This is a genomic window from Candidatus Hydrogenedentota bacterium, assembly GCA_035416745.1.
Lineage (GTDB): Bacteria > Hydrogenedentota > Hydrogenedentia > Hydrogenedentales > SLHB01 > UBA2224.
Genome location: DAOLNV010000102.1, coordinates 1 through 16435 on the forward strand (window position 1 = coordinate 1; position 16435 = coordinate 16435).

13 protein-coding genes are annotated in these 16435 nt (G+C 62.8%); 6 read left to right on the forward strand and 7 right to left on the reverse strand.

Annotation, left to right across the window (positions count from 1 at the left end; genetic code table 11):
- Positions 1-75: 75 nt before the first annotated feature.
- From PLJ71_20130 to pspF, 3 genes are all read right to left on the reverse strand, one after another.
- Entirely contained in the window at positions 76-777 is a 702-nt protein-coding gene (locus tag PLJ71_20130) for a lipid-A-disaccharide synthase N-terminal domain-containing protein (protein HQM51001.1), read from the reverse strand.
- The gene (locus PLJ71_20135; GenBank protein ID HQM51002.1) at positions 770-1495 is read right to left on the reverse strand and encodes a glycosyltransferase family 2 protein; all 726 of its coding nucleotides are present in this window, start codon (positions 1493-1495) and stop codon (positions 770-772) included. The genes PLJ71_20130 and PLJ71_20135 overlap by 8 nt, the downstream gene beginning before the upstream one ends.
- A 124-nt stretch (positions 1496-1619) precedes the next feature.
- On the reverse strand, positions 1620-2702 hold the full coding sequence (pspF, locus tag PLJ71_20140; GenBank protein ID HQM51003.1) for a phage shock protein operon transcriptional activator: 1083 nt from the start codon (positions 2700-2702) through the stop codon (positions 1620-1622).
- Between the two features lie 186 nt (positions 2703-2888).
- Between pspF and PLJ71_20145 the strand changes: the two genes are divergently transcribed.
- From PLJ71_20145 to PLJ71_20170, 6 genes are all read left to right on the forward strand, one after another.
- Positions 2889-3413 (forward strand): PilZ domain-containing protein, encoded by a 525-nt coding sequence (locus PLJ71_20145; GenBank protein HQM51004.1) that lies wholly within the window; start codon positions 2889-2891, stop codon positions 3411-3413.
- A 22-nt stretch (positions 3414-3435) separates the two neighbouring features.
- A complete protein-coding gene (locus PLJ71_20150) occupies positions 3436-4095 on the forward strand; it encodes a PspA/IM30 family protein (protein ID HQM51005.1) in 660 nt (219 codons plus the stop codon).
- A 9-nt stretch (positions 4096-4104) separates the two neighbouring features.
- Complete coding sequence (locus PLJ71_20155) at positions 4105-4362, forward strand: PspC domain-containing protein (protein HQM51006.1); 258 nt, start codon at positions 4105-4107, stop codon at positions 4360-4362.
- Between the two features lie 168 nt (positions 4363-4530).
- Entirely contained in the window at positions 4531-7740 is a 3210-nt protein-coding gene (locus tag PLJ71_20160; GenBank protein HQM51007.1) for a hypothetical protein, read from the forward strand.
- A gap of 251 nt (positions 7741-7991) precedes the next feature.
- Positions 7992-8459: a nuclear transport factor 2 family protein gene (locus PLJ71_20165; protein HQM51008.1), complete on the forward strand. Its 468-nt coding sequence runs from the start codon at positions 7992-7994 to the stop codon at positions 8457-8459.
- Between the two features lie 93 nt (positions 8460-8552).
- The gene (locus PLJ71_20170; protein ID HQM51009.1) at positions 8553-10010 is read left to right on the forward strand and encodes a hypothetical protein; all 1458 of its coding nucleotides are present in this window, start codon (positions 8553-8555) and stop codon (positions 10008-10010) included.
- A gap of 96 nt (positions 10011-10106) precedes the next feature.
- Here PLJ71_20170 and PLJ71_20175 read toward each other — a convergent pair whose 3' ends face one another.
- From PLJ71_20175 to PLJ71_20190, 4 genes are all read right to left on the reverse strand, one after another.
- Positions 10107-11738 carry a DUF4832 domain-containing protein gene (locus PLJ71_20175; GenBank protein HQM51010.1) on the reverse strand — a complete coding sequence of 544 codons (1632 nt, stop codon included), beginning with the start codon at positions 11736-11738 and terminating at the stop codon, positions 10107-10109.
- Between the two features lie 78 nt (positions 11739-11816).
- Entirely contained in the window at positions 11817-12842 is a 1026-nt protein-coding gene (locus tag PLJ71_20180; GenBank protein ID HQM51011.1) for a hypothetical protein, read from the reverse strand.
- Positions 12843-13076: 234 nt separating this feature from the next.
- A complete protein-coding gene (locus PLJ71_20185; protein HQM51012.1) occupies positions 13077-14153 on the reverse strand; it encodes a LacI family DNA-binding transcriptional regulator in 1077 nt (358 codons plus the stop codon).
- 487 nt (positions 14154-14640) lie between these two features.
- Positions 14641-16074 carry an IS110 family transposase gene (locus PLJ71_20190; protein ID HQM51013.1) on the reverse strand — a complete coding sequence of 478 codons (1434 nt, stop codon included), beginning with the start codon at positions 16072-16074 and terminating at the stop codon, positions 14641-14643.
- Positions 16075-16435 lie beyond the last annotated feature (361 nt).

Below are 16435 nucleotides of genomic sequence, written 5' to 3' on the forward strand. Positions count from 1 at the left end.
CAAGAGAAGAAGCCCGCGCCTAAAGTAGCCGCTTCGCCCGATGGGGTCAAGGCCGTCCCCGGCAGGCGGCCGGAATCAAGACTCGGCGGTTCGAGCCTTCGCCTCCTCGCTGCCGTAGATATAGATGAGCCACAGGTTGCGGGCGTAAATGAACAGGGTCGCGGCAATACCAACCGCGTAAACCCATTCGCGTTCGCGGCTGAAACTCGCGCACATGAGAGCCGACGCCACCAGGCTCAACCACCAGAACGAGGTGGGCACGACGCTCTTTTTACGCTTTTCGGTGGCAATCCATTGCACGAGGAACCGCATGGCAAACAGCGCCTGCCCAAGCACGCCGATGCCGAGCCAGAACGCCGTCTTCTGTATCTCGCCGGCCGGCCCCGCGCTCCTGCGGTCGTAAACATGCCACCACGTCCAGGCCGTTACCCCCGCGGAAGCTAGGATCACCACCACAACGAAGATATGCACCCCGGCGTTCAACGCGGGCGACAATTTGCCCTTTTCGCGCCAAATGTGGATCAGGTTGCGGCTGTACACCGCGATGTTAAAGCAATGGCTCAGGGTTCCTAGGGCCGACGTGGTAGCCACGCCATAAACCAGCAGCATGAGCGAGCCAACACTGCTCATGTACCAGAACGAAATCGGCATGACGCTCTTGCGGCGAATCTCCGAGACGATCCACTGCACATAGAACCGGCCGTAGAAGATCACGCTTGCAGGAACGCCGAGAACGTACCAGAGAATCGAGGGTTCGGCAAGTGCCGGGTCAGCCATGCGTGTCCTCCCCCTCGACCTCGAACGTCACGTAGCGCTTGCAGAGCCACCGCACCCCGATAAGGTCGTAAATCCCCCGCCAGAGCCGGTTATGGATGCCGTATTTCGATACCCCGTGCTGACGGGGGTGGTGCGTCACCGGGCACTCGGCCACCGTGAACCCCGCGTTGACGAGCACAGAGTCCAGAAAACGGTGCGCGCCGTTGAACGATACGATGTGCGGCACGCACACGCGCCGGAATCCCTTGCTCCCGCAACCGGCGTCGCGGGTTCCTGTCGGCACGAACAATGCCCGGGTCTTGTTGGCGATGCGGCTCGACATCCGCCGCACCCACGAATCCTGACGGTTCGCCCGGTAGCCGCACACGCAGTCATACTCCTTGAGCAATTCCAGCATTCTCGGAAAATCGCAGGGGTCGTTCTGAAGGTCGCCGTCCAGGATGAACACGTACTCGCCTTTGGCACGGCGCATTCCCGCAACCAGCGCCGCCGACTGCCCCCGGTTCGCCACCAGATGCAACGCGCGAACGCGGGGATTCGAACGGGTCAGCGTCTCCAACTCCGCGCGTGTGCCGTCGGTGCTGCCGTCGTTGACGAACAGGCACTCGTAGTCGTAGTCCGCCAGCCCGGCAAAGACCTCGTCGATCTTCCCCGCCAACAGCGGCACGTTCGCTTCCTCGTTGTAGAACGGCACGACCACCGAAACCAGCGTTTTCATCAAACAGCCCCTCGTAATTTCGGGTAATTTCGGGGACACAATACTCAATTGTCACTATGAATGCACGTGACATTCACGGCAGGTAGTGCGCGCAAGAGCCCAATTGAGTATTGTGTCCCCGAAATTACAACGCGTCCTGATACTTGCGGTACAGGCCTCGGAACTGGTGGTAGGTAAGTGAGAGGCTCTCGGCGGCTTTTTTCTGGTTGAACTGGCAACGCTGCAGCGCGCGGCGCAACATACGCAGCTCGACTTCCCGGATGACGTCGGCATAGGGACGTTCGTCGTCCGCCGCGGGCACCGGGACCGGCGGGAGGGGCGGCGCCGTTCTACCGGCGCCATCACTCGTCACCCCTTCACGGGCGCTCTTGGGCGGCGGCGCGGCAAGGGCATAGCTCCCCGCGAAAGGGTCAAACACGATGGACTCGATGTATGCGGAGCCAGCCCGATAAACGCTGCGCTCGATGACATTCTTCAGTTCGCGCACGTTACCGGGCCACGGGTAGCTTTCGAGCGCCGCGATCGCTTCGTCGCTGAACTCGGGCACGTCTTCCCAGCCCAGTTCATGGGCCATACGCGCCGCAAAATGATTCGCCAGCAGCATAATGTCTTCCTGGCGGGCCCGGAGCGGCGGCAAATGCAGCACTTCAAACGAAAGGCGGTCCAGCAGGTCCTGGCGAAATCTGCCTGACCCCGCCAGCGTCCGAAGGTCGGCATTGGTTGCCCCGACAATCCGCACATCCACCCGAACGGGCCGCGAGCTGCCCACCCGTTCGAAAACCCCGTACTCGACCGCGCGCAGGATTTTCTCCTGGGTCTCGAGCGGGATAAGCCCGATTTCATCAAGGAAGAGGGTCCCTTCGTTAGCCATCTCGAAGCGCCCCGCCCGGCGGGCCGTTGCGCCCGTGAAAGCGCCAGCTTCGTGGCCGAACAGCTCGGATTCGATGAGCGAGGGCGCAAGCGCGGCGCAGTTCAACGCCACAAAAGGCTGTTGCCACCGTTTCGAAAGGAAATGAAGCCGGGTGGCCGCCAGCTCTTTCCCGGTTCCGCGTTCCCCGAGGACCAGCACGGGACGGTCCACCCGTGCCGCACGAGACAGGTGCTCCTGGAACGTCAGAAACGCTTCGCATTGGCCAAGTGCTTCCTGCACCTCAGGTACGGAGGCCTCGATTTCTTCGCGCCGCTGGCCGCGATTTGGTTCGCTCATGGCTCAATTACCCTCTTGCGCTATGGATTCTCACCAAACAATAGCGTTTTTCGCCATGCGCGTCAATGCCTCAATGGCTGTCAGGTGTGCATAAGGCACAACTTACTAAAGGGTTATGTGTGAAGACCCTCTTTGGCAAGACCTTTGCAATGTAGGAAGAACCGGTTGAAAGGATGGGAAGGACCGATGGCGGAGGCAATTGAAAAACAGATTTGGGCGAACGGACGCACGTTCTGGCGGGTGCCGTTCAGCACGGAAGTTGAATACTTCTACGGGTCGGGCGCCTCGGGTAAGGCGCGCTGCCGGGACCTGAGCCGCGGCGGATTGTCGATGACTCTGGGCCGGTACCTGACGCCGGGCCGGAAGGTTCTGCTGCGGGTATTCAGCACCTGGAACCCGAACGAGGCGGCCGAATTCAAAGGGCGCATCGTTTGGTGCCGCCCGACGGAGCGGCCCGAGTGGTTTCGCGCCGGCGTGGAGATTCTCCGCGACGTTCCCGAAGTGTTAGAGGACCTGTCGCGCCTAATTCTCGAAGCAGCGACAGCGTATGCGGGCGAGTCAGGACAAAGGGCCGCCAAAGGGTCCGGCAAAGAAATGCGGACCCCCGCACAGTACCGTCCTCGGTCCCATGCTCGCGGACTGGCGTATGCGGTCCTGATTAGCCCCCGGGTGTCTGCATCAACGACTCTCGCTGCCCGAAGCGGCGAATAGGAAACTCAGAAGGAGGTTTGTCATGGGTGTCTTCACACGTACACGCGACATCGTGAACGCAAACGTTAACGCCATGCTGGATAAGGCAGAGAACCCCGAGAAGATGGTTCGTTTCATGGCCCGCGAGATGGAAGAAACGCTCGGACGCGTCAAGGTCGCGCGGGACGGGGCTCTGGCCGCCCGGCGCGACATCGAAATCGAACTGGAGCGCGTGCGCGAGCGGGCCGAACTCTGGGCCGGCAGGGCCCGCCTGGCCGTCGACAAAGGCCGCGACGACCTCGCCCGCGAGGCGCTGGTTGAAAGGCGCCGGTACCTGGGCCGGGCTGCCGCGCTCGAACAGGAACTGGTTCAGGCCGATGCCATGCTCGAACAGTACCAGCAGGACATCGACGCGCTCCTGGCAAAGCTCAAGCTGGTCATGGAGAGAAGGCGCATGCTTGTGCAGCGCCACGTGCGGGCGGGACAACATCGCCGCGCGCAACATCAGCTGCGGCGTTTGGACACCTCGCGCGCGATGCAGCGGTTTCATGAATTCGAGCACCGTATCGAGTGCATGGAGGCCGAGGCGGACCTGGTGAACTTTGGACGGCGGCCCAGCCTCGAAGAGGAATTCGCCGGATTGGGCGCAGACGAAGAGATCGAACGCGAACTGGAAGAACTCAAGGCATCCGCCGGGAACTGACGGCGAGGGATGCGCAACGAAACTACGTGGAGAGAGGACACCACCATGGCTTACGAATACACCACCTATCGCTCGGGGCTATACCGGTCCCGCGATGGCATTTTGTTCGGCGTTTGCCGCGGCCTCGCCGACTACTTCGACCTGTCGGCTTTCTGGCTTCGGGCAATCGTGTTCGGCGCGTTCATCTTGACCGGGTTCTTCCCGGTGGTCTTTCTGTACATTCTCGCCGCCTTGCTCATGAAGAGGGAACCAGCGTACCACTATTGATGCAAGCGTTTCGTTCCCCCGCACGCGTGTGCGGGCAGAGCCCATCGCCCGCCGGCGCCGCGCATCCCCCAGCGCAAGGCCGGCGGGCGTCCCCTTTCGGGCAACCGCCATCCGAATTCCTGCTACAATAACAACCGGGCAGTTTGAGGCACGCCCGTGGGACAGCACGTGAAACTTGGCTTACACATAGCGCTTGTGTTCGGGTTGCTCGCCTCTGCCGCGGGGGTCCCCGCGCAGCAGGTCCTTGTGCGCACGACGGCCCGCGCGGCCACGCGCGAGGAAACGCGCCAAACCCTGCATGTCGCCGACATGACTACGGGACAGGTGTCTCCGTGGCAGGACACGTTTCCAGGAATGCAGGCCGTCACCCCGTTGGCCACCAGCCCTGACGGCGCCTGGGCATTCCTGACAACCCGGGCACTGTGGCCGCAGCCCGAGGGATGGCCGGCACAAATGGCGGCCATCAGCGCCGTGGCGCTCGATTCACCCGAAATCGTTCGCGCCGAGGGCGGGGGCATGCTCCTTGCGCCGAACATGAAGTTTGGATGCGCATTCCAGCAGCCCGGCCAGGATACGCTCTTTGTCGTCGGGCTCGAGAGCGGCGGACAAGACGCCCCGGAGCTGGGGAGTGTCACGCTTTGGATGTTTAGCCCCCTTGCGGGCTTCGACACAACCCCGCGGGTCACGTGGCGCTTGGCTGGGACTCCTGTTCAAGCCCTTCCGCTGGAAGGCGGCCGCATTGCTGTTCTCTGCCGCGGTTCGCTGGGCGTATCTCTCGTCATGTTCGATACGCGCACACGCCAGCTCTTGGCAGATATGCTCCTGTCACCGGTGGGAGACCCTGCCCAAGGGCCTGCGTCACCCATCGAGATGGCCATCACCCCAGACAAGCGGCGCGTGCTCGTCCTTGTGTCAGGTTTCTCGCTCGAGTCCCCCGAAGGGGAGCAGCGATCATGGTTGTATCAGTTGGATGCCGCGACGTTCGAATTCATCGCGGAACCCGAGGAGTTTCCCGGAATTCCACAGACACCGGCGCCGAGTCTGTGGCCCCTGGCCAATGGCGCCTGCTGGATGGCCACCATCAGTCCCGGCGAAGGATTCGCCTATCTCTACCGGCTCCCCCTCACGCCATCAGCCCCGCGCGCCGTCGAGCAGCCGTTTGTAAACGCCTTGGGACCCCTCCGGGTCGCACCTGACCCCGCGGGAACTGCCGTCGCGATCGGCGTGCGCGAGCGCCTCGAAATCTGGCCGGAGGGCGAACCGGCCGGAACTCCAACCCACTTCGAAAACAGCCTTTCGTTTGTGGAGTGGTGCGAGTTTGGCATCCTCGCGGCGGAAGCGCACCGGCTGCATCTGGTGAATCCGGAAGACGGCGCAATTCTCCAGACGGCCGCGTTCCAAAGCGGCGTTGTGGCGGAAGCACTCATGTTGGCCGCGCTCACGCGTGACGCCGAAACCGGCACGGGTGATTCACCGGCGGCCGGGTCCGCGCTCGCTGCTCAACTGCCGGACGTGGTGCTGTTTCGGGGAGAGGCGGTTGGACGCGAACAACGGGTCTTGAATATCTTGACAAAGGAAGGCCCCGAAGTGCCCTGGCAAATCGAGTTTGACGCAGCCGCCATGCCGTGGCTGCGCGCGCATCCCCGCTCGGGAGGCCCCGGAGAGGCGGGGTTCGCGGTGATGGGCGTCGACGCTTCGGTGTTCTCCTCCGAGCCTGCCGCCACGCCCCCCCTTCAAGGCGTCGTGCATGTCATGTTCCCGGAACTCGGGGCGCTCTCCGGGCAAGGTTTCCCCAGACATTCGATTGTGGTACAGGTATCCCCCCTGCCCGCAGGGCCGCGAAGCATTCTTTGGCTGCTGGGGAGCACGGAAGAAAGCGCGCGGCTTCTCGACCGTGCAGGAGGCCATCCGCTCGAAGCCGCAACGGCCCTCCTTGCAGGCCCGCCGCACTGGTTCAGCCACCGGTACGGGGCGTCCCCCTTCAACGAACCTCTGACGGAGCATGCCCTGGTGGTCTTGACCGCGCGTGCGGCGTCCGAGGGCATCGTCACGAGGCAGGCGCTTCTCTCCTACGTGGCCGCCGGCGGGGGCGTGCTCTTCCTCGGCGCCCATCTCGATGAATCCAAAGCGCGGACGCTCGCGGACTGGCTCGCGCCCACCGGCGTGCACCTGGATACCGCGGAAGACGTTTCGGGCACCTTCGACGTGTCTGGAGCGCCCCCCTTGTGCCGGAACTGGGGCTCGGCGGCCATCGAACGCGGCTGCCGCATCCGGGTGGACCCGCCTGGCACGACACTCGTGCGCGACCCTGAGCGCGGCGGCGCAATCTTCGCAATTGTGCCGTACGGGCTCGGCCGCGTGGCCGTTCTCGCATCGGCCACGCCGCTCGAGAACAGCGCCTTATCCGATCCGACCCACCGGCGTTTCGTGGGCGATCTCATCCAGTGGCTGGACGATGCCGGGCGCGAGGTATCGGACGTCGACGGAGACGGCCTCCCCGATGCCATCGAAGACGCCAACCAAAACGCCGCATTGGACCCCGGCGAAACGGACCGGTTCAACCCCGACACCGACGGCGACGGCATTCCGGACGGTCTCGAGGACCGCAACCGCAACGGCCGCACCGATGAGGGCGAGACCAGCGCGGTCAATCCCGATTCCGATGGAGACGGCATCTGGGACGGGGCCGACCTGTCGCCCATCCCGCCCGCCGGAACGCCCGTGCTCGACGCCGTCCGCCCAGCCGAATGGCCCGCAGAAGGAGGCATCTGGGTACAGCTCAGCGGACGCAACTTCGCGCCTGGCATGGCCGTGCGGTTCGGCGAACGCCCCGCCGCCCGCGTGCGGGTGCTCGGGCCGCGTGGATTGGAGGCCGAAGTCCCGCCCGCCGATTCCCCTGACGGCGGCACGGTCGATGTCGTCATGGAAGGACGCGAAGCAGACCAGACAGGCACACTCCCCGGCGGTTTCCGGTATCTCCCCCGAAGCTCCGTATCCCTCGCTATTGAACAGCAGCGCGAGACCGGCGGAGACATGCTCCGGCTTGCGATCAGCGCATCCTCCGAACGGTCCGCCCAGGTCGACCTCCTGACATTCCGCCTCAACACAGAGCCGCCGCGCGCGGTCGAATGGGGCGACGCGCTCCCCGGCATCGACGCACTGAGAAGCGGGCGGCAGGTGGTGTCCCGACCCGATCCCGAAGGCGGCATCTGGCTCGATATCTCCCCCGCGCGGACCGGCTACCCCTTGGGCGAACTCATCAACGTGTCCTGCCACACTGCGGACGCAGCTTCCGGCGAGGCTCCCCGGTTCATCATCACCCGCGCCCGCGCATTCGCACCCAACGGCGCGCATCTCGACGTGCAAACCGCCGAATAACACAGGACGAAGTCCTGCGGGATACCACGGTTGCCAAGACGGTCTGGTGTAGGGGCTTGACGTGCGGCCTTGACCCATTCACCTCGCCGGGTTATGGGCGCCGCGCATCTGGCGTCGCCGGGCCCCGGCCCGGCATTCTTCAGCCTGCGCCAGCGCAGACCCCTTTTGCGTCCCGGAAGCCATTTAGGGTAAATAGAGGGTTGCGGTCATCATGGCGGTGCGCCGGATAACAACACCTGGAGGACCTTGTCATGAAATACACGTGGGCGGCGGCAGTTTGTGCATTGGCGGCGGCGGGCGGCATCCTCATGGCCGCCGCGACCGAAGAAACCTCGCCGGACCTTAAGAAGGATGAGGAAGCAATCCGCGCGGTGATTCAACTCTACTTCGACGGAATCATCAAATACGACGAGGAGGCGTTGCGAAAAGCGTTCCATCCCAAGGCCAACGTCATCGGAACCACCAATGAGGGCGCCGTGGAATGGGAACCGTTCCAGGAATGGGTGGTGTATACCCGGGGCAAGGCCCCCGACCCGGCCGGACGCAACAACGCCATCGTCTCGATCGATGTCACCGGCCGGGCGGCTGTCGTCAAGACCGCCCTCGCCTGGCCCAGCGTTCATTACACCGACTACCTGTCCCTCTTGAAGATCGATGGCGAGTGGAAGATCGTCAACAAGATCTGGCACCGCGAGAAACCCTCTTCGCAGGCCCAGTGAGCCCTGCCGCGCATTTTCTGTGGTGCTGGCGTCCCTGTCCGGTATACTGAAATCCAATCACAACGCGGCGAACCGCTCGGGGAGGTTGAGATCATGACACACGAACTGAATCGCCGGACTTTCATGACGTCGTCGGCGGCCCTGCTCGCGTCCGGCCTATTGGCTCGGGCGTATGCGGCCGATGGCTCGCCGCTGCTTGCCGCGCCGCGCAACAAGAAGCCCGCGCGGGTGCGCGGAGCGTTCTTCTATCCGCCGAAACAGGTGGTGCTCGAAGGCAAGTGCGAAGATTCGTGGAGCAAACACGCGTGGTTCACCTGGCCGGGCAACCAGTTCGAGCCGGAAGCCCAGCAGGCAAAGTTTGAACAGCAGCTGGCCGAGATGACGCGCGATCTCACCCTTGCGCTCGAGGTTGACGCCACGCCCATCTACACCGACGCCGGCATTCAGGCCTTCATCGCGGACATAACCGCCAACAAGCCCGGCGCGCTCCTCCTGTTCAACTTCTGGAATTCCTTCAGCGCGAAAATATGCCCGATCCTGGATGCGTACGACGGACCCATCATCCTCTACCATCCCCTCGGCGCGAACCATCAATTGCCGCCCGAGCGCTTCCGCACCGAAAAAGGCATGCAGTACATCCACTCGATCGAGCACTGGGACGCCCTCGAGCGCGGTCTTCGCGCCGTCCATGCGAAAACTCGCATGGCGCAAAGCCGGTTGCTGCGCGTATCGGGACAGCTCGAGAAGGAAGCCGACGATCACATCGACTTTTTCGATATGCCCGTTCACGGCGTGCCCGCGGGGTACTTCAATGACCTCTATGACGCCACGGAGATAACGCCGGAAATGAAGCGCCTGGCCGCATCGGTGCGGAGACGGGCGAAGAGGATCAGCGACCTCGAGGAAAAGGCGTTTCTCGACGCCGTCCGCGCGCATGCCGCTGTGCTCGAGATTATGAAGAAGTACGACGCCGACGCCATCACGATCGAATGCCTGTTTCTCAAACACCGCAAGCCCTGCCTGAGTTTCTCGCTCAACAACGGCGCGCTCGTGCCCTGCGGCTGTGAGAACGACCTGAACGCCTCGCTCACCCTCATGCTGGGCGCAAACCTCTTCGGACGCGGCGGCTTCCAGCACAATCCCGAATTCGACACCGAAGAGAACCTCTATTTCGCCTCGCACTGCACTTGCACCACGAAGCTGCACGGACCGGACGAGAAAGACGCGCCCTACAACCTGCGGCCGTTCTTTCACCAGTTGCCAAAGACGCTCGCACTCGATGTGAACTGGCCCGTCGGCGAACGGATCACGCTGGGCAAATACCACCGCGACGAAAACAGCCTCGATGCCTGGTGCGGCGACATCGTCGGCGCGCCGGCGTGCCCGCCGGCGGGCGGCTGCGCCACGCGCGTGCTGGCGCGCATGGACAATATCGACGACATCTGCTCGATATACCCCGGCCCGCATCCCGTGGTCTGGTGCGGCGATTTCGCCCGTCACATGAAAACCTTCGCCCAGCTCTACCAGCTCGAGATACGCACCAACTGCTGAAGCGGCTGTCTCGACACTGAAGCACACCTGGGATCGCCGGGCGCCGGCTCGGCACTCGTCCCTGGCCCGCTACGGCAAGCGGCTGAGAGAGCCGGTCTACTTGCTCACCTCGACCGCCCCCAGCAGGTTTACTCCGTAGCAGCCGGCGTGGTCGGTCCACCAGGGGACGTCGCCGTTGGCGGTGCGGACCGCGTAGCGCGGGTCCATGCGGAGCGATTCGTACGCGTCGGGAAGCCAGAGTCCCAGCACGTACCAGCCGGCAGCCAAGTCTCCGGGCAACAGGCACGCGGCTTTGACGGTATGGGTAAGAGGCGCATAGCTGTCGTCTCCGGGGGTATGGGGCTGCCATGTGCGCGGATCGGCGTCCGTGGGAAACGTGGCCACGCACTCTTCGTCCTTGACCAGCACCAGAAGCACGGGCCGGGGGTTGTGGAACGTCGAGAACCCGCGGTTGATGAGCTGGACCTCGGCCGAAATCGTATCTCCGGGAGCCGCCTTTTGCGGAAACGTGGCGGAACGCAGCTCGATACGGTAGCCCAGATGGTCCTGGATGTATTCGAACGCGGTGCGCGGGACCGGCTGCCCGCCGGGCCCTTCGAAATACCCGTCGCTTATGGGCAGGTTGGCCTCGGCGGCCTGTTCGAGGGTGATGGGCGTGCGCATCCACGCGTCGATCGAAAACGGTTTTCCTTCCCGCTCGGAATAACTGTGGGCGAGGCTGAAACTCGAGTAGTGGTGAAGACGCATCCGGACCGCCGCGCGCACCCCGTCCACGGGATTGCCCAGGTCGGACCAGAAAAGCTCGCCGTCCACGGCCACAAACGGGCTCTCCGCGGTCATGTAATCAAACTCGGGGTTGCCCGGGTTCGAATAGAGCGGCGCTTCGGTCCACGTGCCGCCGCAGTTGTTATAGGCGAGAAATCCATCGTTGTGGAAACCGATACGGGCCAGCGGCGTACCCGAATGGGCGGTTTCGGCGTTGAGGAACGTGTAGTCCGCGAGCGCCACGTCCCCGAGGGTCCATCGCTTGTATTTGGGCACGCGGACCTGCGTCATGCGGTCTTTGGGCAGCACTGCGAGCAGTTTCAGGGTGATTTGCGACAGCGTCCCGTGGTCTTGTTCGAGTTTCAGCGCGGAACTGTGCCATTCGCCCCACGCGCCGACAAATCCCGCCTGCAATACGAAGATGACGTCGGCGTTCTCCTGGATCACTGGCGCGAGCTGGTCGATGTGCCCGAAAATGGTCTCTTTGGTGGGCCCCTCCGCCTGGTTCATCTCTTTCTCGTAGGCGAAGCGCAGCAACGCCTTCAAACCCCGGCGCCGCGCGGCATCCAGGCTCTCGCGCAGCAAATCGAGTTTTTCCCCGGATATCGGGCGGTTCATGAAACCGTCGAGGTAACAATAGGTCTGGGCAAGGGTAAGCCCGAACGGCTCGTAGCGGTCCGCGTCAAGCGTCCACCACAACTCCGAGTATCTGGGCGGAAGCGTCTCTTGAAGATGAGCAGCGGGACCCCAGATGCTCGAGTCACGCGGTTCCGCGATTAGGGTTTCGATGCGCCATCCCCGCTCGGGATTCCGCAGACCCGCCTTGCCTGAAGGATCGGCCGGACGAATCCCGCGGTAGGCAATGGTCCGGATGCCGGTCTCCCCGGACCCGGCCCAGACTGCGCTGCTGAAGCCCGCAACGACGGCCGCGATGATCGCCGCCCCTCTGAGTGCGCCTGTCATAGCATGCGTTCCCTCTTACCTGGCGCCTTTGTGCCGTCGTGGTGGAATGCCGCGGCCAGGGCGCGGCACTTCGCGCCATTACTCCGGCTTTTTTCCCTCCTCGGCGCCGCGATTCATCATGGTTTCGACGAATTGACGCTGGGCGTTCATCACGTTGTCCATCTGCCGCACGAAGGCCTCCACCTCCGCAGCCTGGCCGGCGTCAAGCGTGGGCGCCATCCGGTCGCGCGCCGCATGGAAGGCCGCGATCTGGCGGTCGATCGCCCCCCCGGGATTTGCGTAGACCTCGGGATTGTTCACCCATCCGCCCTGGGCGGTCATTTCCTCGACGATGACATCGCGGAACGCCGTGCGGTTTTCTTCGGTAAGGCCTTGCGCGAACATGGACAACTGGACGTCGATGCCGGATTCGAGCATGCGGCGCTCCTTGTTGGCCTCGTATTCGTCGAACACGGCCAGCTCATCCGCCGTCAATACCGTCGCCAACTGGTCGCGAAGTTTCTTGCCCTGCGCCTCCATATTCTTGCGCATCTCCTCGGGGTCCCCTTTGGCGTTCATGGCATCGAACCCCTGGGTGACCTGCTCGGAGAGGGAATCGATCATCATTTCCCGCACTTTGGCTTCGGTCTCGGGTGGAAGGTTCAACTCCTTGAAAAGTCCGCCGTACATGGTTGGGATGCTCATCTGGGCCGACATGCGCGCCATGTTCTTGCCCTGCTCGCCCGAGAACATCGCCGCGAACGGGTTACCTTTCGCTCCCGCTGCTCCCTCTTCCGGCGGCTTCTGCAGCGCCTGCATCATGGCCTTCAGCGCCTCCGCGCCCTGTGCGCCCTCAGCCGGCGGCGAAACGGCCGCGGCTGCCGCGTCGGCCTGCTGGACCTTCTCGACGCGCGCCTCGAGGTCCCGGACCTCCCGGGCGGCTTCGTCCACCCGCGCACCCATCTCATCGACGGTCTTCTTCATGGCGGCACTGGCCTGATTGGCCGCCGCAAGACGCGCATCCAGGTCGTCCGCAAGTCTCTTTTGCCCCAGACCCCAGAAGAAGGCGCCTATTGCCGCCACCAGCATAACCGCCGCCACGAGCCATCCCGCTGCCTTGCCCATGTCCCTCTCCTTTGAGACGCTTCCGTCCCCATCTGCCGCCGTGAAATTCGCCCGCTTGATTACCAGCATAGTACAACCGGGGCTCGGGGATATTCACTAGCGGAACGCCTGCCCCAAGAAAGGCGCGCAGGAATTCGCTGCCTGCGGAAGATAATGGCGGACAGCCTTTGACGCCTTCCTTATTCCGCGAGCCCGCCGCCCGTCACGCGGCCCCGTGCCAGGGCTTCAGCGCCGTCAGGAGCGGCTGTCAAACAGGCGGCGCGGCTGTGGAATCTCTGTTTGCGGAACTTTGCCCAGCAGAGTGGGCGGGTATATCACATGAATGGGGCCCTCGCGCTCACCGTGAAACCAGGCGGCCAGCTGCTCGAATCCCTCGCCGGTCGCATCAAACTGGGGCAGCCACATCTGCGCACAGGCCTCGGGCAATACGGCCTCGTTCTCACGATAGCTCCACGTCAGGACTTCAAAGTCTTCACCGAGCGTGCGGCCCGCCCGCCGCGCGCCGCTGCGCAGCGAAGCCCCGTCCTCGGTCGCGCTGCAATCAATAAGAGCCGTGACGCTGGCATCCATCAGCAGCCGGTGCACACAGCGGATGGCGTCGTGACTATCGAACGACACCGCGCGTATGAGCGATTCGTCCGGCGGGATCCCGGCCTCTTCGAGGGCGCGCAAATACCCGCGGCGGCGCTCGGCGCCGGGCTGAAATCCCGTAAAAGCCTTCAGCATAGCAATGCGCCTGTGCCCACGCTCAATCAAGAATTTCGTGCTCTCGTAGGCGCCCAGCTCGAAGTCGACCGTCGCGCAACTCAGTTCCGGAAACCCGTCCAAACGGCTGAGCGCCAGGTAGGGCGCCCCCCAATCGTGGATACGTTTCACCGTCGTATCGTCGAGCGGCAACGGCCCCGCAACCACGCAGCCCCGGTAGAGCTGCTGCCACAGACCGCGCGCATAGTCCCCGTTCGTGGAACTGCCGGAAGGATTGATGTCAAAGCAAATGTATTCCCCGCGCGACCCAAACAGTTTCAGCAGGCGCCCAAACAGCCACAACAGCACTTCTTCGCTGATCGGCACAACATCCAGCGACACCGGCAGTGTCAGGCCGATACATGCCGTGCCGCCCCCTCGAAGGGACCGCGCACCGATGTGCGGGTGATACCCCACCCGTTCAATAATGTCCAAAATGCGCTGGCGGGTCTTCTCGGCAACCCCTTCTTTGCGATTCAATACCTTGCTGACAGTCTTGGCCGAGACTCCCGCCTCCATCGCGATATCGTAAATGGTCCGATGTCTTCCTCTGCCCGCGTCCGTCATACGGCAACGCCCCCTGTTCCGTCTCTCGTCTATGGCCTGATCCCTAGGATACTCTAATCCCACCCTCGGGTCAAAACCCCGCCAAACGCCCGGGTATACATCCCAAATTGCGGACAAGCCGCAGTCCCTGGCACTAGGTACATATAGTAACTGGTTACCTATCCTCCATATTAAATGCATGCTTTTCGATTTATTTTCCATGCTATATACGGGAAGTTTGACATAAGCCAGATATTCGTGCTAGGCTTATCGTTAGGTAATCGGTTACTGCAGGGGCTGGAATTCAATGATCGAAAGCGTATTCTCAGAAAGGTGCCGTCCCGTTGGGCAACGACAACTGAGAGCGATGGTTAGAAATCATGTTGAAGCGGATGACCGTAGGTGAAGCGCACTTGAGGGATTCCATTGCGGGTGATGTAGGCGCGCGCGGTGACGGGCATGGTGCCGGTCCAGCCTACGGATTCGGGTTGGTGTTCGTCCCAGCGGTCTACTTCGATGACGCGTCCGTGGGCGAGGATGCGGTAGGTGATGCGCGTTTTAGCCTGTGGGCCGACTTGCGCACGCGAGCGTCCGATGATGGTCCCGTGGAGGTGAAGCCCTTCGTGTGTTGGCTGAGCCACTGTTTGATGCTTGCTAGGCATTTTTCTCCGACTCCTTTTTCACTGGCTAGGGTGGTCATGTAGGCGTTTACAACTTGGTTACTGGTATGCAGTTCGAGCGAAGACAGTATCTTGGTGAAACGTCCCAAGCCCATGTCCTGGATGGGAATGGAGGGCACGTCGGGAACGCGCCAGAAGTTGTATTTGTCGTAGCTGAAGGATTCCCCGGTGCGTTGGACGTGGTACAGGCTGGTGGCGAGGCGTCGTGCGACGGCGCCGCAGGCTTTGCGGAATCCGCCTTTGGGGTGGGATCGCATGAGTTTGTATCCCCAGCGTCCGAAGGGTTCGTTGCGTTTCTGGATGAGCTGTCCGGCGGCTTGCATGAGGGCGTGGTGCAGGGTCTTGTTGCCGCCGCGCCGGACGTGTTGGGCGACTTTGCCGGCGGATATTTTGAGCGACGGGTCGCATCCGGCAAAGGCGGCGAGTGCTTTGGCGCTGGGGAAGCGGTGCACGGCGACGATTTCGGCCATCCACAACAGGGCGGTCAGCGGGCCGATGCCGGGCACAGTTTCCAGCAGGGGCATGAGTTGTTTTCCGGAGACGATTTCGCCCGTGCCGAGCACGAATTCGGTGTTGTGTGCGTGTCGGGTGGCTTGCCGGGTGAGTTCGGCCACGCGCTGTCGTTGGGCGTCGTATTCGGCGATGTGCTGCAGGAGCGTGCCGCGAACCTGTTCCGGCAGCGGCTGCGGGCACACGCCGGGCGCATCGGGCAGTTTTCCCGAGGCGAGGTCTTCGAGGATGGCCCGTCCGAAGCTCCCCATGACCTTGCCCAGCGTGCCGAACGTATGGCCAAAACGCAGGACGATGTTGTTCAGCCGGTTGGACAGCTGGGTCGCTCTGCGCTGGGCATTGCGTCGGTTGCCCAGCAGGACGCGCAACACCTGGATGGCGTCGTCGGGCACGAAGCTGGGCGGCCACAGTCCCGTGATGGCGTGATAGGCCAGCATACGGGCGTCCAGCACGTCCGTCTTGCGTTTCGAGGCCCCCGCCAGCATCGGGTTGATGATGCGCGGTTCTCCGCCGAAGGCGCGCACTACCGGGAGGTGATACGTGGATGTTGATTCCAGGACGTACCGCAACGGATCGGCGTGGACCCCGTGGACGCGGAGCAGATCGCAGCACCACTGGCGGGCCTCATTCAGCACGGGCCAGTCCGTGGCGAAATCGCGCTCGAAGCGCAAGAACCCCTCGTCTTTGCGAAGCAACAAGCAGACTTGGATAAAGCGACTGTGCGTATCGATGCCAATTCCATATTCAGCCATAAGCTGTTGGGGTTCTACAACGTCCGCGCGGGACGCAGTGAACAAATCTTCTATTCGGGCTTTCGGCGCCATGTCGTTATCGTCGTCCCTTATTGTCGCAACCTTTCGAACTGATGTCGCGCATCAACGGAGTAAGACGCGATCTCTCGGCAAATATGCCTCTATGTATATACACGGCTCGTTGCCCTATTCTTTGCACGGAATGCAACGGATGCGCGTGAATACAGGGGGTTTCAACGAGGACGTTATGTGATCGGGTACGTTCGGTGCCCTAACCGAGCCTTACGTATATATAGGCTCTCATAGAAGGAGAGTAGCCATGAACAAAAAAGGATTCACACTGATCGAGTTGCTCGTGGTC